Raw genomic sequence first — 24,187 nt, 5'->3', positions numbered from 1 at the left:
ATTTAAGCATATGCCTGACAATATTCTAACCAATCGTTTTCTTCCATTATCATTTGGAAGGTAGGATCTGCATCGGCACCTTTTAATTCTCTTCTAGCAGTTAAGCTTACAGTCTTGCTAAAGAACAAGACTTCAATTTTGACTTTTACAATTGCCTCTCCATACAACTTTTCAACTTTACCATTCTGGAACATAGCTACAAAAGCCAGATAAATCTCCAATGAGATGCTAATGATTCCAAGTATGGATAGATATCCATTAAAACGGATATAACCCGTTAATACTGTTTCGGTGTGATCATCTACAATCTCCATACTGAAATAGAATCCTCCCATTACAGAAACACCACCACTCGCTATACCAAAATTAACAGACAAGGCTGCTCCAAATTCGAAAGCTGCCTCCATTCCCACAAAACCTTTAACACTGGTTTTCATCAGGAAATAACCTCCACCTCCAAATGCCGAAACAGTTAACAGAAAAGGAGCTTCTCTTTTACAAAAGTTAAACTTAAGCGTTAAAGGAGCACCTGTAAATGGTAGATTAACACCGGCGCCCAAAGTCATATTAGCAATGGTGCAAACACCAACTTCTACACTTGGAATGGCTAAATCGAAACCAGCACTAACTCCTGTAGGTGATAATTTCATATAAGGTCCATCGGCAAATCCATTAGATGGAATTAAATTCTGCAATTGATTTACAAAACTCAATGGTCCCATAAATAAAATCGAATCTTCCTCTGCCATTTCAACTTTCACATCCGCTTTTTTGCCTGAGCCACCACCAAATTTTAAGGATTTGAACCGTACTTGAATCAATTCTTTTATCTCAATCGAGAAATCGGTAAAAGATGCATCAACGCCAAATTGTGTTTTCTGTGCTGTATCGAATGGTCTACTTAACTTACTAATAACTTGTAATGATTCCTTTGGTTTCTGAACCTTCACTGTTAGAAATCCTCCAAAAAGAGACTTACTAGCTTCCATTTCGGGAATCCAACGATATTCAACAACAAAAGCATTGTTTGTTTTATAGGCATTAAAATTTGGAATTTTAGGAACCTGATCACTTAGTTGTTGCTCCAGTTCATTTACCTTAGATGATAATTGATCTTTAAGATTTTGTATTTCCTGCTCAATTGCATCTCTAGCTTCATCAGCGGCATTTTCAAGAATTGCTTGTTGTTGAAAGATATTCTCTTTTAATGATTCCATCTCACCACTCCGGTTAGAGAGGAAGTCGGCTTGCTGATTTCCCTCAGCACCAAAATTCAAATTCCCCAACAAAAGATCAAAAATGGAAACCACTCCAAACAATTTTGCAACCGGCATATCTCCTGGTGATCCAAAAAACTCTGTTGGATCAAAATCTAAATCTTGCATTTTATCTACAACCCCACCCAAAGGTCCTTTCAATTTCGATAATGATGTTACTTGAGTATTTGGACTCATAAACCCACCTGACTTGTCCGATTCTCCCGAAAAATCAGCCTTTAGATTTCCCAAAACTTTGGCAAATATCTTACCCGAATTATCGTCATCTATAAGTTCAATTAAAACAGGATCAGGATTGCCCGTTAATTCTTCCACAGCCTTTACTTTAACCGAAGCTGTTTTTATGGTTGGATGAAATTTTAGAATGCTGGCTGGTTTGTTAATCAAAATTTGTGCACCATATCGTACTTCGCTAGTTTCAAATTGTGTATCGCCTTCAATTAAAGATGGTGAATATGCAATCTCTTGGCGATTAAAATCTATTGTTGTTCTACTGACTTCTGAATTGTATGCATTAACAACATCTTCCGATTTGGACTGATCATATCCAGCAGATTTTCCAATAAAAATCAACGGCATTCGTACCTTTTCTTCTTCCCCTTCCTGATCAACCAATAATAAATCGAATTGCAATTCTATTACTCCTGAACGTATCCAAAAATTATAATCTCCACCCAGATTTACAAGGTTAGCTGGAGGATCCAAATCTGGAGTCTTGGAAGCCAAAATTTCTACCGATTGAAATGGAAATGGAATAAATCCATTCTTAGGATCACGCATTTCGTAATACACTACAGGCTCTAAAATAACAATATACATTCTCTGTCTGTTAACAGCAGATTTAGTTGAATTATCAGGCTTACGTTCGGTTATTTTCACTAATGAAGCCGTGTGACCAAATGGAAATAAAAATCCTGCTTCTACAACTTTCACATAATGATCGCGTCCAAGAGTAGCCAAATGTTCCCATTCCAATAGTTCAAAATCAGGCTGAGCATGAAAGTCTGGAAAATTGAAATTCGCATTAAAATTAAACCAAGCTCCTAATGATGTAAGCATCAATCGATCAGCCTTAACAGGTTTTGGAGTATAATTTTTGATTAAAAAATTTGAGGTCTGATGTACAATATTGTGTCTGTCTCTTCCATCCAAAGCCGTTCTAAATGGAATATTTCTTGGAGGCTTTGGTTTCAGATTTTTTCTTGCGTCTCTAGCCCAAAGAGCTCGAACAGTTCTAAATCCTGAAAGTACATTTTCATCGACTTCACCATTTTTTAAACGCACACCCATTATCGAATGCCACAGTTCCGACAATTTACCTTTATTAGATATTAATGGATTATTGAACTGTAAATTTTTAATAGTTCCCTTATTTATCTCTTGATGATCTTTTAAATCAATCTTATTTTTATGAGCAAATCCAGCCAATTGATTTGGCGAAATGAACAAACGAGTTGGTGCCTCAATTGATGTTTCAAAAACAGATGGCTTTCTCATCTCCAACAACTTAATCTTGAGGGCTGAATAATTAATTTTAGCGTACAATTGCCCACTAACCTCTTTGGGTAAAGACTTTTTCAATTCACTTGCTCCATATAATTTCTGCTGACTCAAGCGTTTTTTTCCATATTTAGCAATAGTGAGATTCTGCTTACTTACTCTCTTGTTCAATTTCGAATCTCCCTGAATTTTATAGGAAGATATTTTCTGGAATTTATTCAATACAACTTTAAGTGGTTCTATAACTCTTGCACGGTAGTTTACTTTTAGTTTAAAGCGTGACCAATCCAAAAGTTGCTCCATTATTATTGGCATTCCCTCAAAATTTGAAGGTACCGAGTAGACCAATCTACTTTTACCGCTTCGGATATATTTGGCAGGAAGAATTACATTTTCATTCCCCTCTCCACCAGGTAATGAATTGTTCTCCACAAAGGCTTGTTCCAAAGTATGTTGTGATGGGAAAATTACGATCATTGCCGCAGGTTTCTTTGGATTATCAATCTCCAAATAACTCTGCTGACCTTTTTTAATGTATTTAAAATTATAAAATTCAAATTGCAAAAACAACATATCCTCAGGACGAAGAATACTTAAGCGAATGATTTCCTTCTCTCTAAACTTAATTGTTCCCAAACGCGCCTCTGTTAAAACTCTTTTTTTCGTTTGAACCTTTTGCTGCTGTAACTCAATCTCTACAATAGGATTTTCCGGATATTCAACAGGCAAACTTAGGGCATCAATTAGTTTATAATGTGATGCAAGCACCTTTGCATTCCCTTTAATCTCGTTGATCACTCCATTATTCCCATACATCTCGATTGCAGGTAATTGATCCGATAAATTGGACAATAAGTAATTGTTTTCGCCAGATGCCATCCAAGCTCCTACCGAAGATAAACCAGCCAATAAAACCAATTTTTCATTCTCACCTATAAATTCAACTGCTAATTGAGAGTTATACAAATCAATTTGTTGTGATTTTTCTTTCTCAAGTTTTTTATAAAATAAAAAATGAGGTGTAGAATTATTTATCTTATCGAATTTAGACAACAATAAATACTCCTTTTTACTTTCTGAATTAACCCCAACTATAAGAGAATACTTTTGATTTGTTATAGAAGAGTTAACCTGTAATTGATCGCCATTTGCTATTTTCCAATTCGTAAAAAGAGAATTTACATCAGAAATTAAAAAATCAATTTGAAGTTTAGGTGGTAAATGAGAAAATGCTAAATTATCCTTATCAGGCTTTTTCAAGCTAAGTTGCCGTACAACTATTTTATTTTCAGGCAATTTTAAGATTGCCAAATTCTTTCCTTCCAAATCAATTTTCCAATATTTATTAATTATCACATGGGAGTGATCCTCAATATCCAATGAAAATCGATCGTTCATCTGAAATATTTCCTTTACATCACAATAATCCGAAATTTGTAATCTTCCATTGATCCAATCCTTAAAATTAAGATCTGCATTAATATCAAGATCTGTAAAATTGAACTCAATTCTCCACTCCAGACTATAATAAATATGAGCCTTAAAATCGAAGGAAATAGTTGAACCAGGATAAATCGCATTACGTAAATCAATGAAATAATCCTCCTTAACTTTTTTGAACTTTAATATCGCATCTCCCTCAAAAAATCGTGTATCTAAAATCCAGTTTTGATCATCTGACGTAAAAAATGTAAGGGTATTTCGTCTTTTTCTATAATTGATATCCTTACTTAAAACTTGTCCAAAAACTTTAATTGTGGGATTAAAAGCTAAGATTCCAATACCAATACCTCTTAAAAAATTGCGCCTGCTGGAAGAAGTTGGTTTTTGATTTATTATATCTCCCCTACTTTTCTTTAGCCTTTTTATATCTAAATATTTAAATCTCATCTCTCTTACCCTTTCGTGCAATAGAATAGAAATTAAGAAAGCTAGTTTGCAATGTCAATAGAAGAGTGCTTTATTTTTATTGAGTTTAAATAATATTTGATTAATGAAGAAATAAGCATAAAAAAACCTCGTCAAAAATTGACGAGGTTCTTTTCTATTGTAATAAGATTTTTAAATATCTAATTCTGAATGTCTCTTCATTCCAGAACTCTTTTTCTTTGCACGTAAAACCCGGTATCGTTTACCGAAATAATATCTGAAAGTTAATTTCGCAATTTGTGTTTCTTTATACCTAATTTCTTTGTTGTAAAAGTCAGGATCGGAGGAGTGGATTTTAAATTTAAATGTGTTAAATATATCATTAGCAGTAAATGACAAACTACCTCTTCCTTTTAAAACTTTACGACTTAAACCTAAATCTACGTAATACAAGTTTTGATATTTTCCCTGAGCTGTTAAAATCTCGGACTGGTAACGGAAACTAGTTTGCATTTTGAACCATTTTTTGAAATTCATTATGGAAGTAACTTTACCTAAAACTTCCCACATGTCTCGCGATCCAAAATTAAAATCATCACCCGGATTTGTTTTTTCATAAATGCCACCAATATAACCACTTAAGCTCCACCATTTATTTAACTTAGTAGAAGCCTCGAATTCTAATGCTGAATAAAATTTATTATCAAAATTACCATACGTCACAACAGATTCATTATCGTCGTTTATACTTCTATATTGATTAATTAATGTATTGTAATAATTGATATATAAAGTCGTTTTATAACTTGCCTTTTTTCTATCATAAGACATAGACATTTCTACATTATGATTGTAATACGCTTCAATATCCTGAGCTCCTAGGCGTTGATTTTCGGGATCTCGTAAATTCTGAAATGGATTTAACATACCCGAATTTGGACGATATATCATTCTACTATATGCCAATTCCCACTTTTTTGTATCTGAAAAATCGTAGGATAAATGAACACTAGGAAACAAATCCAAATAATCATCCTTAAATTCCCTGTTCGTTGTTATATCCGAATACTCCGCTCTTAAACCTAACTCATAAGCAAATTTTCCTGCCGCTCCGGTATACATCAAATACAAACCATGAATATTTTCTTCGTAGTTAAAGGCTGTCGATAAATCTTCCTGGTCTTCGTAATCAATTTCATTATTACGATACAAATATCCTGTTTCTAATTTTCCATTTTTTCCAACAGGATGCACATAATCAACTTGAGCTACAGATTCTTTTCTTGCGGTTTTGTAAAAATCACTTCCCGAATAATACCAAATATTCGATGGTTCTTCACGAACACTATAATTACCTGAATTATCGGCTTCATTATCTGTATATGCAAAATCTACAGAAAGACTTTGTCCCTTCTTCTTAAATTTATGTATATAGGAAGCATTGTAGATTCTGGAAGTTAAATCAAGATCCACTGCACTTTTTCTATATGATACATCTGGCATACCACTACTTAACACATTGCTCTCAATATATTCGTAATTTCCATTCCAATTCTGCAAAATATCTCTATAAGTAGTCGATAAGGTTATTGTATTGTTATCGTCAATCAAAAAATCCATCCCGATTTTACCTATATGGTATCTGTTGCCAAAATCTACATCTGCATGCTCCACAAGGGATGTATTTGTCTCATATATTGATCTTTGAACATTATAATCTCTACCAGCCCAATCATCTTTATAAACGTACTGACCAAAGAAGTTTATTTTTCCAGTACGCAAATTAGCACTAAAGTTTCCTGATTTCTTATCCTTAGTTCCTAATGTTGCTGAAGCACTACCATTAAAACCTTTAGTGCGATTTTTCTTCATGATAATGTTAATAATCCCATTGGCACCAGTTGCGTCATATCTTGCAGAAGAAGTACTAATCAATTCTACTCTATCCACATCAGAAGCTGACATTCCAGATAGAACCTCGGAAGGATTCATACCAAGTAATCCACTGATTTTTCCATCAATCAAAATTTTTACATTCGAACTTCCACGAAATTGAATATCACCATCAGAATTTACACTCAACTTAGGAACAGTATTCAATACATCATTTATTGTTCCTCCATCAGCAATCGGGGATTTAGATACATTGTAAACCGTTTTTCCCAATTCCATTCTCGAGAATTCGCGATTTCCTTCCACAACAACCTCTTCTAATGCTTTAGTATCTTCAGCAAGGGAAATTGCTTGTTTTAATACTTTTTTCTCATTGCTTGCAAGTGTTAATTTCTTAAGCGTATATGAATTGTACCCGATATAGTCAACTTTCAAGAAATAAGCATCCGCTTTTAATTTTTCAAGTTTAAATTCACCTTTTTTATTGGTTATTGTACCTTTTACCAAAGTAGAATCTTTTAAACAAAAAATAGATACAGTAGCGAATTCAAGAGGCTTTTGATGTTTGTTTTCAATAATTTTCCCTTTTACAGAAGATGCCAAAAGTTCGGCAGTTGGATTGAGGGAAAAAGCATAATTTGAAGAAAAAATAATCAACATTGCGCAAACGATGATATTCTTCCAAAAAGAAAATTTAAGGTTCATTGTAGTTTATAGATTAGTTTAACATGTAGTGTGGCTGAACAAATATATATCATTATGTTGAAATATCACACAATATTTTAAACTTTTCATCTTCTCTTTTATTGCGTTTAAACCTCATTCAATCATCAAAAAACTCCAGTTCACTTAATTTTATTAGATTTTTCACGTATTCTATAAAATAGCAAAAAACTTTTCCTCAATAAAATATATTAAATAAAAAACCACCACTCTGAATGAATGATGGTTTACCTACAAAAGAAATTCTATTTACAATTCAAGTTGTTTTTTTAGGAGCTTAAAACCATTTCTGCTAACTTTTAAACTCTCGCCACTTTTTAAAATCACAATCCAATTGTCTTTTTCATATGGTTGCAATTGGGAAATCTGATCAACTTTCACAAGGTAAGAACGATGAATTCGGCAAAATTCACTTTGACTCAAGTGAGATTCAAAGTATTTCATAGTTTTTTGTTTTAAATGTCTTCCTGTATGAGTATATATCATTACATAATCATCCTGAGCTTCAAAATATTTTATTTTATCCACTGCGATTACATCAATTTTATTTCTGGATTTTACAACTACCCTATTTATTAGTTCACTTGATGAATCATTATGAGATGTTATTTTTTCAATTTGATCATTAGTTAAACTATTATTGATTCTCTCTCTAGCTTTTGTTAATGCATCCTTAAACCTTTCTCCCGAAAAGGGCTTTAAAAGATAATCGACGGCATTATGCTCAAAAGCTTTTATAGCATATTCGTTATACGCTGTAGTAAATACAATATTATAAGGTTTGTCCAACAATTCCAGCAGTTCAAAACCTGTTAATTTTGGCATTTGCACATCAAGAAATATCAAATCAGGATGATATTCCTGAATTGCCTTTAATCCTTGAAACCCATCCGAAAACTCACCAACTATTTCAATATCATTTTCTGAATCTAAATAAGATTTAACCAAATCCCGAGCTAAAGACTCGTCATCAATAATTATTGTTTTAATCGTATTCATATCTACTTACTTTGAGGAAATTCAAGATAAACTGTAAACTGATTTTCTGTTTTAACAATTTTCATCAAATCGGAACGTCCATAAATCAAATTTAAACGCTCCTGAATATTTTTTAAACCAATTCCATTCCCTTTAGGAGGAACCGCTTCAGCATCGAAATTATTACTAATATCTATTTCGAGTCTATCCGAATTCCCCTTACAATTGGTAGTAATTGTAACAGGTTCTAAACTTTCATGTACTCCATACTTAATTGCATTTTCGTACAATGGCTGAAGTATCAGGTTGGGAATTTTTAAATTTTCGCACTTCGCATTCAAATCAAAATCAAGCTGAAGACGCTCACCAAAACGTACCTTCTCAATTTCCAAATACAATTTAATATTATTCAATTCATTCGTTAGACTATTCAACTCCTTTAAATCCTGATCCAAAGAATATCGTAGAAATGAAGATAACTTCACAAGCATTTCTCTTGACTGTTCTGGTCTTGAAAGAGTTAATGAACTAACCGAATTTAAACTATTAAAAAGAAAATGAGGATTAATTTGAGATTTTAATGCATTCAACTCAGCCTCCTTCACAAGGTTTTTCAACTCGGATTCATGTACTAATTTATCTTTAAAGTTATTGTAATAAATAATTAAATAATAAACAATAATTAAATAATCGTAAACACATAGTGTAAATAACACCTGCCAATGTATGGGAATAATATAATCAATACCCACATCATAACTAGCAAATAATCCATTTCTTATCTGATAAGCACTCGATATCCATAAACCAACTACGACTCCACCTGCCGCCAAATGATGTAATATAAAACCTGGAATACCGGAATTTTCGATATTCACATACCTAACAACATACCAAATGCAAAGTCCTAAAATTAGTAAGGGAAGAGAGAAACTAAATGAATTTACAAAGGAATTATAAGCTGTTCTCTCTTCAAAATACCAACCAATTACAAATAACAAACTTGCAAATAAAAGCCAGGCTGAAATATAAATTGGTATACCAAAACGATTTTGTAGTATTGGGTGTCTCATTAGGCTATTTGTATGATTTAATTTCACATCCGCCTAATGCAACTATTCCCTTAATTATTAACTCTTTTTTTGGTTCTACAATATAATTTGTTGTTGGAATTCGTTTATCAGCGACACCACCAAGTATAGCGGAAACTTCAACTTTAACCTCCCAATCTGAAGGAACAATTAAAACACATCCTCCAAACATTGTGAAAACATCAATAACATTAGTGCCTTCCGCAAGATTAGCATTAGTTAAGTTTAGTTCCGTACCTCCGAATACACAGGTTACTTTCCCACCTTTAAAGTTGTTGGTATTTATAACTTTTTCTCCTCCTCCAAAAACATTTAATTCATCTATATAAGAAGATTCATTCCCGGATCGTTCTTTTGAGTTTGGCATACATTCGCTACGCTTACGAATTATAAATATTCCAACGACAATTAAAATAACCGGCCAGAAAATCCCCTTCCAATGAAATCCCCAGTCAAATATAATAGGCAATAAAAATAAGCCTCCAACACCCATTAACACAAAGCCAGTTGTTTTATCATTTTTACCAAGATAAAATAATGCTCCCAATCCGAACAATAATGCTGGCCATGAAAAAAGAATATCCTTCATGTAATAAGGGAATATATCAAGGTTTTTAAGAACTAATAAGCAGCCAAATAAAATTAAAAAAATACCAAAAATCACACGGTTATTTTCTCTATTCTTCGGGTTTGAATGATGATGATGCCTCATAACAAATATATTTTAAAATGTTAATTTACTTAATACACTCTTTTGATGATGGTTGTAGAATATATCCTAAACCTCCAAAAATTAAAATTGCAGGTAAAAACCAAATTTCACTATTCTCAGGAAGAAAATACAAATCATCAATAAGGAAATATCCACCGATAAGTATTGAAATAATACCTCCAAAATATTTACGTCGAACAATTATTAGCAATATACCAACTAGAATCATTACCGATTCCCATCTGTAAAGCCAATTCATTATAAAATCGGAATGATAATTTAATCTTTCAAGTAAAACAATACTACCAATAAGAATTAAACCAATCCCTACAAACAAGCTTTTATTTTTTTTATTTTCATCCATGTCTATTAATTTTATTTAGACAATAACGCTCTTCGGTTACTTACAATACTAAAGTATTTCAAAATGTAAAATTTAAATATATGTAATCGGTTAACAAGTCAAATGAATCGGTAAATGGATAACTATTATTAACTATCGATTTCTAACAATCTTAAAAAAACATCCAGACAATATATTTTTAGTAATCCATATCCATCAGTAACAACATGATTTCTAAAACTGTTTTAGTTAAACTTTAAATAATTCACATTAACAATTAAGATTCCTTACAAAGCTTGATAAATTCAAACTTAGGATTACTATTTTTACCAATTAAGAGACATGTAAATTTAAATGTCCTTTTCTATTCTCAAAACAATAGACCTTTTAGATTATGAGTCAAGCAAAAGCAATAATTCGTATCAACGAACTACGCGAACAATTACATACACACAATCACAATTATTACGTTCTTTCGCAACCTACTATTAGCGATTTTGATTTCGACATGCTATTGAATGAACTAATTGATTTGGAAAAACAATACCCACAATTTATTGATCCAAATTCGCCAACACAAAGAGTTGGTAGTGATATCAATCTTGAATTCAGTCAGGTTGAACACAAATACCCTATGCTTTCATTAGGCAATACTTATTCCGAAGATGAGATTCGTGATTTTGAAACAAGAATAAAAAAACTAATTGATGGAGATGTTCAATATGTTTGTGAACTGAAATATGATGGAACCTCCATATCTCTAACTTATAAAAACGGGAAATTAATCCAGGCAGTTACTCGAGGAGACGGTGTAAAAGGCGATGATGTTACAGCAAATGTGAAAACCATCCGTTCTGTACCATTGCAATTAAGTGGTAATAATATTCCGGAAGAATTTGAAATAAGAGGTGAAATACTAATGCCTTTTTCGGTTTTTGATAAATTAAATTTGGAACGTGAAGAAATTGGGGAAACAGCTTTTGCTAATCCAAGAAATGCTGCTTCAGGTACACTTAAAATGCAAAATTCTGCTACAGTTGCCAAACGAAAACTCGACTGCTATTTGTATTATTTAATTGGTAAAGAGATTCCAACACGTAGTCATTTTGACAATTTGCAAGCGGCTAAAAAATGGGGTTTTAAAGTTCCGGAAAATACAGCTTTGTGCAACAATATAGATGAAGTTATTGATTTCATAAATATTTGGGATGCAAAAAGAGAAGAATTACCAGTTCCAATTGATGGTATTGTTATTAAAGTTAATTCTATCGATGAACAGGAAGAGTTAGGATTTACTGCCAAATCTCCGCGTTGGGCAATTTCTTATAAATATAAAGCAGAAAGAGTAGCTACCAAGTTAGAGAAAGTAACATACCAGGTTGGTAGAACTGGTTCCATAACTCCAGTTGCCAATCTTGAGCCGGTTCTACTGGCAGGAACAACAGTAAAAAGAGCTTCTCTTCATAATTCTGATATTATTCAAAATCTTGATTTACACGAAGCGGATACGGTTTATGTTGAGAAAGGTGGAGAAATCATTCCGAAAATTGTTGGTGTCGATACATCGAAAAGAGCAAAAAATGCGAAAAGTATTGAGTTTATTAATGAATGCCCTGAGTGCAGAACTAAACTTGTAAGAAAAGAAGGGGAAGCCAATCATTATTGTCCAAACGATATGGAATGTCCTCCTCAAATTAAAGGAAAAATTGAACATTTCATTAGTCGCCGTGCCATGGACATTGATGGTTTAGGTGAAGAAACAATAGATCTTTTATTCAAGGAAAATCTTTTAAATAATGTTTCTGACTTGTATTCTCTTCAAAAAGACAACATAACTCCATTGGAGAGAATGGGAGATAAATCAGCAGAAAGAATATTAAATAGCCTTCAGAATTCTTTACAAATTCCTTACGAAAGAGTGTTGTATGCCTTAGGTATTAGATACGTTGGTGCTACGGTCGCAAAAAAATTGGCTAAAGCAATTCCATCCATAGAACAATTGGCGTCCTCAAGCATCGAAGAATTAATTGAAGTTGATGAAATTGGAGGTAAAATTGCCGAAAGCATTGTAGAATATTTCTCTGTAAATTCACATAAAGAATTAATTTCCAAGCTCAAAGAACATGGTCTTCAATTAGAAAGAATTGAGGAAGAAAAAGAAGGTGGAAGTAACATACTTGAAGGATTATCAATTGTAATTTCAGGAAGCTTTTCCAAATACTCTCGAGATGAACTCAAAGCTTTAATTGAACTTCATGGCGGTAAAAACGTAGGCTCTATTTCCAAAAAAACCAGCTTTTTACTTGCTGGAGAAAAGATTGGTCCGAGTAAATTAGCAAAAGTAGAAAAACTTGGTATCGACCTAAAAAATGAAGATCAATTTCTAGAATTGATTGGCTTGTAATTCATTTTTCATCATTCTTGATCCTTTAAAAATAGCAAATGAATTTCACAGCAATAGATTTTGAAACAGCAAATGGTAAACGCAATTCGGCTTGTTCTTTAGGATTGGTTCGTGTTACAAATGGAGTTATAGTCGATAGTAAAGAATGGTTAATTTCTCCACCTGAAATGTATTTTCATCCAATGAATGTTAGCATACATGGCATTACGGAAGATGATGTAGCCAACCAACCCAGTTTTAATTACATTTGGGACGAAGTAGAAGATTATATCCAAGGGAATATGGTAATTGCTCATAATGCTAGCTTTGATGTGTCGGTATTGAGAGCCTGTCTTGAAACTTATGGAATTCCACTGCCTGAATTTGATTATATGTGTACTGTTCAGATTGGTCGAAACATTTGGCCCAATATGCCAAACCATAAATTAAATACAATGGCACATCTTTTTGATATTCCATTAAAACATCATGATGCTTTAGAAGATACTTTAGCTTGCGCAAAAATTGCCATAAAAGCTTGTGAGGTGATGAGTGTTTCGAATCTTAACGAATTGGCAAATAATATTAAAATATCACCAGGAAAAGTTTTTTCAGGAGGCTATAAAGCACCAAAAAAACTTAAATAAGCTTAAATTGAATATCAAAAATGAAATTTTTCCTAACTTGTGATTTCAAACAGTCAAGCCCATTCAGCTAGTCATTTACTAGCCTGTAATTTAACTATAGAATATTGAAATGAGTTTTTTCCAAAATCTAAAAAAACAACTTGCCGATCGTATAATTAATGGAAAGCAAAATAAAAATCCTAGAAAAAAGGAATTCCATAATCTGGAAAGTGCTAAAAACATTGGTATTATTTTCGACACTCAAAATGATAAAAACCACTCAACGGTAAAAAAATTCTCTGAAAATTTAAGCCAGAAAGGGTATCGTGTAAAAACCATAGCCTGGGTTAATGCAGATGAATTACCTGATTATGGTGTGGGGCAAAAAATAATATTTTACACTAATAAAGATGTAAAATGGAATGGTGAACCAATAATTCCAGAATTATTGGAATTTGTTGATCAAAAATTTGATCTCTTGTTTGTCTTAACCGATGCAGATCATATTTCGGTTCAATACATTTCTAAACTATCACAAGCTTCTTGTAAAGTAGGTTCATTATCCGAGAATAACGAACATTTGGATTTAATGATTGATCAGAGTAAGAATAAAACACTCGAAAATTTAATTGAAGAAAGCTTAAACTACTTAACTCTAATAAAAAAATAATAAAATGACTATAAATCAATTTTCAGGTACAGGAATCGCAATAATTACACCCTTTAAAGATGACAAGAGTGTAGATTACAATGCACTTGAAAAACTTGTAAATTATCAAATTACCAATGGTGTGGATTATTTGGTTGTTATGGGAACAACCGGAGAAGCAGCTACCTTATCAAAAGCAGAAAAAAACGAAGTAATAAAGCATGTTTGCACAACAAATGCTAAACGCGTGCCAATTGTAGTTGGTTTTGGAGGCAATAACACTAGCGAAGTAGTTGAACAAATTAATGATTTCGACTCTTTTTCAGAAGTTGATGCTATTTTATCTGTTGCACCTTATTACAATAAGCCTAGTCAGGAAGGAATATTCCAACATTATAAATTTATTGCAGACAACAGTCCTGTTCCTGTAATTATATATAATGTTCCGGGAAGAACAAGTGTAAATATAAGCGCCGAAACTACTGTTCGAATTGCCAACGAAATTGAGAATGTTATTGCAGTTAAAGAAGCATCGGGTGACATGGAACAAATTATGCAGATATTAAAAAATAAGCCTGCCAATTTCATGGTAATTTCTGGAGACGATGCCTTGACATTTCCTATGATACAGTTAGGAGCTTCAGGAGTAATTTCTGTAATTGGAAATGCTTTTCCAAAGGAATTTAGTTCAATGGTTAAAAATGCTATACGGGGTAATAATAAAGACGCTCTTACCACACACTACCGATTACTCGATTTAATTCAAAATATTTTTACCGAAGGAAATCCTGCTGGAATCAAAGCCATTCTGCATCAAAAAGAACTTATCTCAAACGACTTAAGACTACCTCTTGTGCCTGTAAGTTCATCACATTACGAAAAATTAAAAATGCTATACAATAAAATGGCATAAATATTGTCCACAGATACAAGTGTTATTTTACACTTTATTTTTGAAATTAATAAACAAAAAATGATTAAAAATATGAAGTATTCATTTCGCCTATTTGTTTTCGCACTTGCTGTAATGAGTTTTGCATCTTGCTCACGACAAATAACCAGAGTTTCCCCTGATCAGCAAATTGATTTAAGTGGACGCTGGAACGACACTGACTCTAGATTAGCTGCTGAAGCATTAATCGATCAGGTATTAAATCAAGGTTGGATTGGCAATTTCAAAGAAGAATTCAATCGTAAACCAGTTGTAACAGTTGGTTTAGTAACTAACAAAAGTTCTGAACATATCGATTCTGACACTTATATTAAAGATATTGAAAAAGCGATATTAAATGATGGTCGTGTTAGATTGGTTCAAGCTGGAGCTAAGCGTGAAGAATTGCGCCAGGAAAGAGCAGATCAACAAGATTTTGCCTCAAAAGAAACCATTAAGAAATGGGGACGCGAACTTGGTGCTGATTTTATCCTTCAAGGAGATATCACATCGATAATTGATAGCTACAAAAAAGAAAAAGTAAGATATTATCAGCTAAACCTTGAATTAACCAATCTTGAAACCAACGAATTGGTTTGGTTAGGTGACAAAAAAATCAAGAAATACGTTAACAGATAAATCCATATTAGGGAAGTCTGATGGCTTCCCTCCTTTCTCTTATCATTTACCAAATGAACAAAAAGCTCTTCGCAAATAAGATCATTTTCTTGCTTGCAATTTTGTCAAGTATTCTATTTTCAAGTTGTGCTACATACTATGCTCAAAATGAAGCGTTCAATCAGTATTTTCTTAATGGAGATATTGCGAATGCCGAAAAAACATTGGATGGTGATGCTAAAAATCAGCGTAAAAAGAATAAATCCTTATATCTTTTAAATAAAGGTACACTAGCATGGATGCAACAAGATTACGAAAGAGCAACTGCTTATTTTAACGAAGCCGATTTATTTATTGAAGATCAGAGAAAAAACATCGCTAACGAAGCCCTAGCATTACTAACAAATCCTGCGACAAAACCATATGTTCCAGAAGATTTCGAAAATGTAATGCTTAACTTTTATAAGGCTTTAAGCTTTTTGGAAATGGGCAAAAGTCAGGAAGCTTTGGTCGAGTGTAGAAGAGTGAATGAAAAACTATATGCACTTAATGATAAGTATCCGAAAAACTATAAAAACAGATATAGTGACGATGCATTTGCTCACACCATAATGGGCTTAATTTATGATTCTACTGGCGATTCAAATAATGCATTTATCGCTTACAGGAATGCATATAAAATTTACGAAGGTAATTACACCAAAAATTTTAACACACCCGCTCCTAGACAACTTAAAGATGATCTTCTGCGTACAGCATATCAAACTGGATTGAATCAGGAGTATGAATTTTACAAAAATAAATTTGGATTTGATTTTACTAAAAGAGAAAAAAATCAAGGTGATTTAATAATGATATGGATGACAGGATTAGGACCTGTTAAAGACGAATGGAGTATTAATTTTAGTGCTCTCAATGGTCGCGATGGTTATTTAACACTTGTAAACGAAGGTGAAGGTGCTAACTTTCCTTTTTATGTAGGTGATATGGATAGCAGAACTCGAAATTCATTTAGCGATCTAGATTTTGTGAGAGTAGCCTTTCCTAAGTATCAGGAAAGAATGCCTTTTTACAATTCAGCTTCAATACAAGTAGATTCTGTTCATTACAATTTAGATAAAGCGCAAGACTTAAATGCTATTGCTTTTAAATCTCTAAAAGATAGAATGCTTAGAGAAATGGCGAATTCATTACTCAGATTAGCTACTAAAAAAGCTTTGGAAAATTATGCTCGCAGCAAAGATGATAATATTGGTGCTATTATAGGAATTTTTAATGCCGTTACAGAAAAAGCTGATACAAGAAACTGGCAAACCCTACCTCATTCTATTCACTACACGAGATTGCATTTAAAAGAAGGAGAAAACAATATTAATTTAAAAGTGCAGTCTCCAAATGGAACATCAAATAATCAAAATTTGAAGTTTACGATAAAGGCAGGACAAACCAGCTTTTTTAGCTTTCACAGTATGGAATCAAATTAGAACGCTGTTTTTTGATAATGTAAACCGTACCACGTCCTTATCAACATTAGCAATATATTCACAACTTAAGGTCAAATCCTCATTAAAAAATCGCTGACATCCCATAAACATCCCGATAGCCAAATCAACAAAAACCTTTTTTGACTCATAAGAAATTATAAAAGTACTGTCGTCAATTCTTTCTGCCTTAAAACCTTTCAATCCTTTATGCGGAAAACGTTCCTGCATTTTTACATGAATAAAATAATCTATTTGTTCTAAAAATTCGAACACATCACTATTCCCAGCAAATTCTGGTCGGTACAAAATTACCAGTCTACTAAATAAATATTCACCAAAATTTTTAGATAAATCTGATTTTGAAAGTCGCGTTTCCTCACTTAATAATGTAACCAGCTCGTTGAATTGCTTGTAAGAATAATCTTGCATAGAATCATAAACTCCATTATTCCCTGCTCCCAAAAGAGAAACAACTTTCTCAACTGTTTCACATCCAAATTCACTTTCCGACATCTCTAAAATTTCTGTAAAAAAAATCCCTTTCATCTACTGTAAATTTTAAATGATTTTATCAAAGTAATAGTTTATAATAGTGCAACATTAAAAATTCCGACATTTACAATTTTGTTTGGTTTAGCTGAGAATTTTTCAATTCTGCGAGTAATTTTTGCATGGCAAGATATTTCTGCTCATAATCCCAACGTCCCTTATCCTTATTGTGAGCAACCTCATAAAACTTAATCGCCATATCAGGTTTATTCGTTGTTTCATATATTTCTCCCACATAAAAATACGGCTCTGCCTTATGCGGATAATTATACACGGTATACTTTAAAAATAGTAAAGCTTCCTGATACTTTTTCTCCTGTTTAAGTTGCAAGCAAACACTCTCTAATAAAGAATAAGGTAATTTCTCGTTTCTGCCATAATTTAGCATGATGTCTTTCTGATATTCTTTTGCTTTAGCCACACCACCCACAGCTAAATCATTAACATCCGGATATTTGTAATCCTTAAACAGATGCTCCATACCGTTCATTAAACTCTTTCGATACAAACTATAATGATTTTCATCGGGCATCCAATCGCATTTCCAATTTAAATCCCCTGGCGAAGATGTTTCAAGTACTTTAGTTAGCTTCTTACATTCTTCGAGCATGTTCTTTGCCTCTTCGGCAAAACTTACGAACAAATGTTTTCTAACTGTAGATTTACCATTTAAAAATTTTTCGGTATCCTTCACAACAGAATTTCCGTTCCACCATAAAATTGGACTAAACGCCATATAACGATCAAATAAATCCGTTCCGTTAATAAAAGCATTGATTACGAACAGTCCACTATAATTATGACCCATAACCAATCTACGATTATTAGTTCTGTAATTTTTGGAAACATACGGGAAAATATCCGTTTTAAGAACCTCTAAGAATGTGTTTGCTCCTCCTCTTGTTGGAAAAATAGTCTTATTCAATAAACTATCCACAGGAGTCATATCCCGAAAACGATCTGTATTAGGAATTCCAACCACCACATGTGGAGGTATAAAATGATTGTCCATTAAAAAACTCAGGACTTCAATGCTAGTACTAAAATTTGTTTCTGCATCTAGCAGATAAATTACAGGATAAGAAAAATAAGTATTATCAAATTCGGTAGGTAGAAGAATCTGAAGTTCTCTATTCTCCTTTAGTATAGTAGAATATACACTGGTACTTCGTAAATTTTTAGGGTTTACCTCCGCCAATAAAATACCAATTGTAAAAAAAACAAATAAAGCAGTTAAAAGGCTTCGCTTCATATAATTCTTGGTTTAGGATTTAAAGTACTGTTAAAATACAATTATTTACAATAAAATCAAAAAAATCCTTTATTAGCAGGCGGTTAAACATTCTTATATTTCATGATATTAAAAATAATAAAGCCGGATTAAATTAATATCCGGCTTAAAATACAATATGTAAGATTTAACGTAAATACAAATCAAGTGTTAATTCAAAATCGTCATATATGGTTTTATCTCCCAAATTATCGAAAAAGCTTCCAGAACCATAACGAATATTAAACTTACTTCTATCGATAACTACTTTTCCACTAACATGAATATCTTCGCCATGTTTATGCAAATTCACAGTAAATTCAATTGGTTTTGTAATCTCTTTAATCGTGATATTTCCTTTCACTTTATAATTGCCCTCGCCCAAATACTTGCTTTCGACAATTTCAAATTTTGATTTTGGAAACTTTTCTATTCCAAAAAAATCATCCGATTTTAAATGACCTTCCAATTTCCCTCTGTAGCCTTCGTCTTTAATATCCGTACATTTAATCGAGTTCATATCTACTACAAAACTTCCTGATTTAAGATCATCTCCATTCAGTATAATGCTTCCATCGGATATCATTATTGTTCCGGAATGTTCTCCAGTTACCTTTTTACCTAACCACTCCACTTTACTCTTTTGAGTGTCTACTTTATAGGTTCCATTTTTTGCATTAGCCATACCAACAAATAAAAAAATACCAGCCAACATTGCAATTCCGCTTTTTAAAACATTTCTTTTCATAAGTTTTAAATTTTATAAATCGTTAAATATTAATTTCTTTCTTTAAATACTTACTTACAAAACTAGCTTTAGTTTGTATTTGGGTAAATGGACAATTCTCCGTTATTCTTGTATTATTTCCGAACCAGACTCCGAAAATCACTTAATGTTTGATTCGTATATTTTTTGAAAAAACGGCTAAAATAAGCCGGATCCTGAAATCCCAAATCATAAGCAATCTCTTTGGTATGTAAATCCGATCCAAACAACATTTTCTTTGCTTCTTTTATCACTCTGCCACGAATCAATTCTCCTGCAGTAACTCCTGTTGTCTTCTTACTAATCTCGTTTAAACAACTTGGATTTAAATTGAGCATATCCGCGTACGATGAGACATTCTTTTTATCACGATAATTTTCATCAATCAGTTGTTTAAATTTAATGATAACAGATCCAGGATGCTCATCATTCAACGACTGATCCAAATCATGCTGATCTTCATAAATTCTTCTGGACTCCAACAAAAACATCTTCAACTGATGATAAAGCATATCATGACGATATTTACTCTCACCATTAAATTCACGCTCCATTAGTCCTGCAATACTTTGAAAAATTTGGACTTGCACTTCATCCAAATGAATAATGGATTTGAAATCGGGATTGCTAAAAAGAGTAGAATCAGATACTGATCCCTCTCCATTTTCCTTAATTGAAAAAAAAGTTTCATCGAAAGTGATTGTATATCCATTGCAATGCTCATTCATTATAAATCGATGCATCAATCCTGGTGGCACAAATAATATTGAATTTGCTCTTAGAGTGTAATCAACATATTTGGTAGAATGAATAGCCTCTCCTTCCTTAATCCAGGTTATTGTGTAATAATTATGCATGTGAGGAACATCGTTCTGCTTTCTTACCTCTTCGCACATATTTTGTATTTTATGAATGTGAAATAAGGCTTTCGATTCATCTTTTTCTTGAAATAGCTCTGCAGGATCTCTTTCCATTTTTATCAATTGGTTTTATTTAAATCAAATTTAAATAAAAAGCTACACTATACCTTAGCGAAGCTGTTAATCGATTGTTAAAATCGCTTTTTGTCCGGATTTCCTTACCAGGAATGAATTTTTAAAAAGATATCGCATTTTTTTGTTAATCTAATTTTCTACCAATAAAGACCTTAGCTTAAACCCCTCAAATTATTTACAAAAAAAACAAAAAAACATTTGCAGTTCACACAGTAAAACCCCTATATTTGCAGCGTCTTAAAGAGATATGGACGCGTAGCATAACTGGATAGTGCACCACGTTACGGCCGTGGAGGTTGGGGGTTCGACTCCCTCCGTGTTCACATTAAAAATCTTGCTTAGATTAAAGGGGCTTCCACCCTCTAAGTTAAGAGATCGTCACCCTTCATCCGGTGACGATTTTTTATTTTTATTGGAAGAATCTTATAAGATAAGGACGCGTAGCATAACTGGATAGTGCACCTCGTTACGGCCGAGGAGGTTGGGGGTTCGACTCCCTCCGTGTTCACATTAAAGAGCTTGTTTAGACTATAGGGGCTTCCACCCTTCTAAGCTAAGAAATCGTCACCCTTCATCCGGTGACGATTTTTTTGTTTATATGCTTTAATTAACATTGAAAAAAAATACCACCCGAAAAATCAAGTGGCATTTCAGAATAACTAGAATTCTATTTATTTAACGATTACACCTAAAACTTCCAATTTTTGGCGCTCATTGCCTTCGTAAAATAAATCGAGACAGGCACGCAAATCGGAACAGTAGGCCATAAATTCGCCATAGTATTCTTGTTTCTTAGTGGTGGCTTGTTGAGCTTCACCATCTTCTTTCTCGGCATTCAGTTTTAATTCATCTACGGCAATCAAATCTCCTTGAAGAGCTGTTATTACCTCAGGAGTTAAAGCAACCAATGTCAATTTTTCCTGAATTGCTTCATGAGTAATAATTGCATTTACAGTATCATCAGCCAATGCTTTCCACTCAGGATATGCAGTTGGAACTTCCCTGTTTAAACGCAGAAGAGTTGACAATTCAAGATCATTTTTAAAGAAATAACGACCCACCTTACGAATATGAATCAACTTATCGTGAATCGTGGTATAAGAATCGTTAAATACACGAGTTGCCTCGCTCGATTCAATACGTTCGGTATTTTGAACCTCGAAAGCAATTTTGGTTTTGGTATAAAGGGTTTTTCCCAATTCGATACGCTCTTCGGGATAGATAAGTGCTATCCGTTCTTTAATAGAGGCATCATTGGAAACTCCATAAACCAATAGTCTTCCTTTTTCGAGTTCTTTCAAATAACTTTCTTTCATCTGTTTCAATTTTTAAATGTAAGATTAGATGAAACTAAGCTTGATTCAATAATTCTTCACGAATGTGAATTAATAATTACTGAATCATGGATGTTTCATAAGATTAAATTTTAATTGTTCTTTTTGAAATGTAAATTGTAGTAATTACTTCGTTTTAATAAGGAAAGCAAGAATAAGTAACTGCCGAAATAGACCCTATATTGCTGCAATTGATAGAGATACAAAACAGAATACTTGCCCTACATATTAGAGGATGAATTGATTACAGTAATCAATTCTTAATTATCTATAATAAAATTAGAAGAGTATTATGTGAAAGTCAACAAGTGTACTGTACTTTTTTTGTGATATTCATCACCTTTTTTAACAAAACACAGTCTGCCATTCATTTTTTTGTGACTTTCTGTCATTTTTGAGCAATTCCCCCAGCTTTTTAGCGATTCCCCTCACTTTTCACTGACTTTCCGTCGCTTTGGAATGATTTTCCCATACTTTGGGTGAGTTCCCCTCACTTAGGATGCATTTTATTACATTTGGGTTGTATTTTCCTTAGGCTTGGGGCTTCTCCCCTTACTTTGGAGGATTTTATATTAGTGTGGCGATTCTGTATTTTGCTTAAGTGGGGTTTTGGATTGGTTTGAAGGGTTGAAATTAGGAATGATGAGACATTAATAGACTTTGGAAAAAGAAAAGGCTGAGCTCTCGCTCAGCCTTTCAGGAACTTATAGTTATATTAATTCATCCATTATTGAAAATCCTTGGATACATAGAGCGTATCTATTTACCTCTTTTCTAAACAAACTCAGTTCCTTTTTACCAATAATTACTTTCTGATCTTTAATTTCATATTTAAATTCCAAATTATCAACCATAATAGAATAATTACCATCCATTCTCGAAAAATTATTTCTATAACCCAATACCTCTATCAACTCAACTAAATGAAATTCATCCAAACGACTAGCAAATCTTGTCTCCGCAAGGGATTTCATCATTTTTAGAGAATTAAACAACATTTCATTATTTCCATCATATAAAAAAAGTAACACTTTATAACTCCATCCAATCGATTTTTCTTCAATCCTGTAGTAGCAATCTGATTTTACCCTTAAAGACTCACTTAGTGAAATTGGAAAATTATAAAGTTTCAATAATTGTCGAATATTCAAAAGTCCATTTTGTAACAAATCATATATTATAAGATCTATAAACTTAGTAAAATGCTCATTACAATTTGCGCAAAATGAATTCATAGCTATGAATTTCTGAGTCAGTTCTTTTAAATGATTATGCCAATTATAAATATTGTTAAAATAAAATATTTCAACAGATCGAAACTTATCGATGTAGCCCTTAAAATCAACATTATTACCGAATTTATTAATGAAGATTTTTTCAATATTATAAAGATCACAGACCAATATTATTTTAGAGAACCCAAATTTATTATCCAACTCAATTGATTCAAATTGCTGTTGGTCGAAATGAGCTGAGAACACATTTAACAAACGAAAAATATGATTAGGGTCAACGCGATCTAAATCATCGATAATGAGAACTGTTTCTTTTTTCCCTTTATTTTCATCGTTCAGCTTATGAATTTCCTCTGAAATAAAATAAGATAATGAATCCATTTCGTAAATAGAGCCTTTGCACGATTGAAAATTCCTAGAATATTCCTCTAGTGTAGCGAACATTTCATTTTCTGGCTGCTTAAAAGACGAATTCAAATTAGAACAAAATTTTATTATACTCTCAAATGAACTTACAGCCTTACCCAGTTTGGGGATCCCTTTAAGGATATCTAAAGCTAAGTTTGCACCATCATTCATTAAATAATACTGAGAGGCCAAAATTTTATCCTTCAAATTATATTCTGGAGTGGTAAAATCAATAGATGGGATTAATTCAGTTAGAATATCAAACTTTAATAGTTCGAATATATCCTTGTTATTGGCTACTTGATAATTTACAGGATAAAGGTGAAATACTTGATATTTATCTTCTTTCCCCTTAAAGAATTCTTTCAAAAAAGTAGTCTTGCCTGTACCGAAGGGAGCTGAGAATAAAATCCTATTATTCTCTGGTATATCAAGATGTTTATCAAATTGTTCTAAAGGTTTGGCTATTGGAACAATCAAATCATTTTTTTCTTTTTCTAATGTCTCTGAGGTCATAAATTCAAGTTTAAATCAAATTTGAATTTATGAAAAA

Annotated in this window: 18 protein-coding genes and 2 tRNA genes; 8 read left to right on the top strand and 12 right to left on the bottom strand. The window is 32.6% G+C overall.

The genetic code is table 11. The features are described 5' to 3' along the window. Positions 1-2: 2 nt before the first annotated feature. From GCQ56_RS06830 to GCQ56_RS06805, 6 genes are all read right to left on the bottom strand, one after another. Positions 3-4,667 carry a hypothetical protein gene (locus tag GCQ56_RS06830; protein ID WP_152733668.1) on the bottom strand — a complete coding sequence of 1,555 codons (4,665 nt, stop codon included), beginning with the start codon at positions 4,665-4,667 and terminating at the stop codon, positions 3-5. A 171-nt stretch (positions 4,668-4,838) separates the two neighbouring features. Beyond that, entirely contained in the window at positions 4,839-7,244 is a 2,406-nt protein-coding gene (locus tag GCQ56_RS06825) for an outer membrane beta-barrel family protein (RefSeq protein ID WP_152733667.1), read from the bottom strand. A gap of 267 nt (positions 7,245-7,511) precedes the next feature. Next, positions 7,512-8,261 carry a LytTR family DNA-binding domain-containing protein gene (locus GCQ56_RS06820; RefSeq protein ID WP_152733666.1) on the bottom strand — a complete coding sequence of 250 codons (750 nt, stop codon included), beginning with the start codon at positions 8,259-8,261 and terminating at the stop codon, positions 7,512-7,514. 2 nt (positions 8,262-8,263) lie between these two features. Next, positions 8,264-9,313, bottom strand: coding sequence for a sensor histidine kinase (locus GCQ56_RS06815; RefSeq protein ID WP_152733665.1), 1,050 nt, complete (start codon positions 9,311-9,313; stop codon positions 8,264-8,266). 4 nt (positions 9,314-9,317) lie between these two features. Further along, positions 9,318-10,043 (bottom strand): LiaF transmembrane domain-containing protein, encoded by a 726-nt coding sequence (locus GCQ56_RS06810; protein WP_152733664.1) that lies wholly within the window; start codon positions 10,041-10,043, stop codon positions 9,318-9,320. Between the two features lie 25 nt (positions 10,044-10,068). Next, on the bottom strand, positions 10,069-10,407 hold the full coding sequence (locus GCQ56_RS06805; RefSeq protein ID WP_152733663.1) for a LiaF transmembrane domain-containing protein: 339 nt from the start codon (positions 10,405-10,407) through the stop codon (positions 10,069-10,071). A 373-nt stretch (positions 10,408-10,780) separates the two neighbouring features. Between GCQ56_RS06805 and ligA the strand changes: the two genes are divergently transcribed. From ligA to GCQ56_RS06775, 6 genes are all read left to right on the top strand, one after another. After that, positions 10,781-12,790: an NAD-dependent DNA ligase LigA gene (gene ligA / locus GCQ56_RS06800; RefSeq protein ID WP_152733662.1), complete on the top strand. Its 2,010-nt coding sequence runs from the start codon at positions 10,781-10,783 to the stop codon at positions 12,788-12,790. Positions 12,791-12,828: 38 nt separating this feature from the next. Continuing rightward, a complete protein-coding gene (locus tag GCQ56_RS06795; RefSeq protein WP_152733661.1) occupies positions 12,829-13,416 on the top strand; it encodes an exonuclease domain-containing protein in 588 nt (195 codons plus the stop codon). 109 nt (positions 13,417-13,525) lie between these two features. After that, positions 13,526-14,065 (top strand): DUF6913 domain-containing protein, encoded by a 540-nt coding sequence (locus GCQ56_RS06790; RefSeq protein WP_152733660.1) that lies wholly within the window; start codon positions 13,526-13,528, stop codon positions 14,063-14,065. Between the two features lie 4 nt (positions 14,066-14,069). Then, the gene (gene dapA / locus GCQ56_RS06785) at positions 14,070-14,957 is read left to right on the top strand and encodes a 4-hydroxy-tetrahydrodipicolinate synthase (protein ID WP_152733659.1); all 888 of its coding nucleotides are present in this window, start codon (positions 14,070-14,072) and stop codon (positions 14,955-14,957) included. Between the two features lie 72 nt (positions 14,958-15,029). Then, positions 15,030-15,614 carry a penicillin-binding protein activator LpoB gene (locus GCQ56_RS06780; RefSeq protein WP_152733658.1) on the top strand — a complete coding sequence of 195 codons (585 nt, stop codon included), beginning with the start codon at positions 15,030-15,032 and terminating at the stop codon, positions 15,612-15,614. 53 nt (positions 15,615-15,667) lie between these two features. After that, the gene (locus GCQ56_RS06775; RefSeq protein WP_152733657.1) at positions 15,668-17,077 is read left to right on the top strand and encodes a COG3014 family protein; all 1,410 of its coding nucleotides are present in this window, start codon (positions 15,668-15,670) and stop codon (positions 17,075-17,077) included. On the opposite strand, the gene GCQ56_RS06770 is transcribed toward GCQ56_RS06775, so the two are convergent. The 4 genes from GCQ56_RS06770 to GCQ56_RS06755 form a co-directional block, all read right to left on the bottom strand. Continuing rightward, a complete protein-coding gene (locus GCQ56_RS06770; protein ID WP_152733656.1) occupies positions 17,069-17,623 on the bottom strand; it encodes a heme NO-binding domain-containing protein in 555 nt (184 codons plus the stop codon). The two genes, GCQ56_RS06775 and GCQ56_RS06770, sit on opposite strands and share 9 nt — an antisense overlap. 70 nt (positions 17,624-17,693) lie before the next feature. Beyond that, positions 17,694-18,878 carry an alpha/beta hydrolase gene (locus GCQ56_RS06765; protein ID WP_152733655.1) on the bottom strand — a complete coding sequence of 395 codons (1,185 nt, stop codon included), beginning with the start codon at positions 18,876-18,878 and terminating at the stop codon, positions 17,694-17,696. 166 nt (positions 18,879-19,044) lie between these two features. Beyond that, positions 19,045-19,644, bottom strand: coding sequence for a YceI family protein (locus GCQ56_RS06760; RefSeq protein ID WP_152733654.1), 600 nt, complete (start codon positions 19,642-19,644; stop codon positions 19,045-19,047). A 113-nt stretch (positions 19,645-19,757) separates the two neighbouring features. Continuing rightward, positions 19,758-20,636: a helix-turn-helix domain-containing protein gene (locus GCQ56_RS06755; protein WP_152733653.1), complete on the bottom strand. Its 879-nt coding sequence runs from the start codon at positions 20,634-20,636 to the stop codon at positions 19,758-19,760. A gap of 270 nt (positions 20,637-20,906) precedes the next feature. Here GCQ56_RS06755 and GCQ56_RS06750 point away from each other — a divergent pair. Both GCQ56_RS06750 and GCQ56_RS06745 read left to right on the top strand, forming a co-directional pair. Continuing rightward, positions 20,907-20,980 (top strand) — tRNA-Arg (locus GCQ56_RS06750). A gap of 111 nt (positions 20,981-21,091) precedes the next feature. Further along, positions 21,092-21,165: transfer RNA gene (locus tag GCQ56_RS06745), tRNA-Arg, on the top strand. 163 nt (positions 21,166-21,328) lie between these two features. Here the strand turns inward: GCQ56_RS06745 and GCQ56_RS06740 are convergent. Then, positions 21,329-21,973 (bottom strand): hypothetical protein, encoded by a 645-nt coding sequence (locus tag GCQ56_RS06740; protein WP_152733652.1) that lies wholly within the window; start codon positions 21,971-21,973, stop codon positions 21,329-21,331. A 728-nt stretch (positions 21,974-22,701) separates the two neighbouring features. Further along, the gene (locus GCQ56_RS06735; RefSeq protein WP_152733651.1) at positions 22,702-24,150 is read right to left on the bottom strand and encodes a P-loop NTPase fold protein; all 1,449 of its coding nucleotides are present in this window, start codon (positions 24,148-24,150) and stop codon (positions 22,702-22,704) included. Positions 24,151-24,187 lie beyond the last annotated feature (37 nt).

It is taken from the genome of Marinifilum sp. N1E240 (genome assembly GCF_009295825.1).
In the GTDB taxonomy this organism is placed as follows: domain Bacteria; phylum Bacteroidota; class Bacteroidia; order Bacteroidales; family Marinifilaceae; genus Marinifilum_A; species Marinifilum_A sediminis.
This window is presented reverse-complemented; position numbering and strand designations above follow the sequence as displayed.

Excerpts from the sequence above, each read along its gene's own strand:
- GCQ56_RS06830 (WP_152733668.1), bottom strand. The coding sequence starts at position 4,667 with ATGAGATTTAAATATTTAGATATAAAAAGGCTAAAGAAAAGTAGGGGA.
- GCQ56_RS06825 (WP_152733667.1), bottom strand. The coding sequence starts at position 7,244 with ATGAACCTTAAATTTTCTTTTTGGAAGAATATCATCGTTTGCGCAATG.
- GCQ56_RS06820 (WP_152733666.1), bottom strand. The coding sequence starts at position 8,261 with ATGAATACGATTAAAACAATAATTATTGATGACGAGTCTTTAGCTCGG.
- GCQ56_RS06815 (WP_152733665.1), bottom strand. The coding sequence starts at position 9,313 with ATGAGACACCCAATACTACAAAATCGTTTTGGTATACCAATTTATATT.
- GCQ56_RS06810 (WP_152733664.1), bottom strand. The coding sequence starts at position 10,043 with ATGAGGCATCATCATCATTCAAACCCGAAGAATAGAGAAAATAACCGT.
- GCQ56_RS06805 (WP_152733663.1), bottom strand. The coding sequence starts at position 10,407 with ATGGATGAAAATAAAAAAAATAAAAGCTTGTTTGTAGGGATTGGTTTA.
- ligA (WP_152733662.1), top strand. The coding sequence starts at position 10,781 with ATGAGTCAAGCAAAAGCAATAATTCGTATCAACGAACTACGCGAACAA.
- GCQ56_RS06795 (WP_152733661.1), top strand. The coding sequence starts at position 12,829 with ATGAATTTCACAGCAATAGATTTTGAAACAGCAAATGGTAAACGCAAT.
- GCQ56_RS06790 (WP_152733660.1), top strand. The coding sequence starts at position 13,526 with ATGAGTTTTTTCCAAAATCTAAAAAAACAACTTGCCGATCGTATAATT.
- dapA (WP_152733659.1), top strand. The coding sequence starts at position 14,070 with ATGACTATAAATCAATTTTCAGGTACAGGAATCGCAATAATTACACCC.
- GCQ56_RS06780 (WP_152733658.1), top strand. The coding sequence starts at position 15,030 with ATGAAGTATTCATTTCGCCTATTTGTTTTCGCACTTGCTGTAATGAGT.
- GCQ56_RS06775 (WP_152733657.1), top strand. The coding sequence starts at position 15,668 with ATGAACAAAAAGCTCTTCGCAAATAAGATCATTTTCTTGCTTGCAATT.
- GCQ56_RS06770 (WP_152733656.1), bottom strand. The coding sequence starts at position 17,623 with ATGAAAGGGATTTTTTTTACAGAAATTTTAGAGATGTCGGAAAGTGAA.
- GCQ56_RS06765 (WP_152733655.1), bottom strand. The coding sequence starts at position 18,878 with ATGAAGCGAAGCCTTTTAACTGCTTTATTTGTTTTTTTTACAATTGGT.
- GCQ56_RS06760 (WP_152733654.1), bottom strand. The coding sequence starts at position 19,644 with ATGAAAAGAAATGTTTTAAAAAGCGGAATTGCAATGTTGGCTGGTATT.
- GCQ56_RS06755 (WP_152733653.1), bottom strand. The coding sequence starts at position 20,636 with ATGGAAAGAGATCCTGCAGAGCTATTTCAAGAAAAAGATGAATCGAAA.
- GCQ56_RS06740 (WP_152733652.1), bottom strand. The coding sequence starts at position 21,973 with ATGAAAGAAAGTTATTTGAAAGAACTCGAAAAAGGAAGACTATTGGTT.
- GCQ56_RS06735 (WP_152733651.1), bottom strand. The coding sequence starts at position 24,150 with ATGACCTCAGAGACATTAGAAAAAGAAAAAAATGATTTGATTGTTCCA.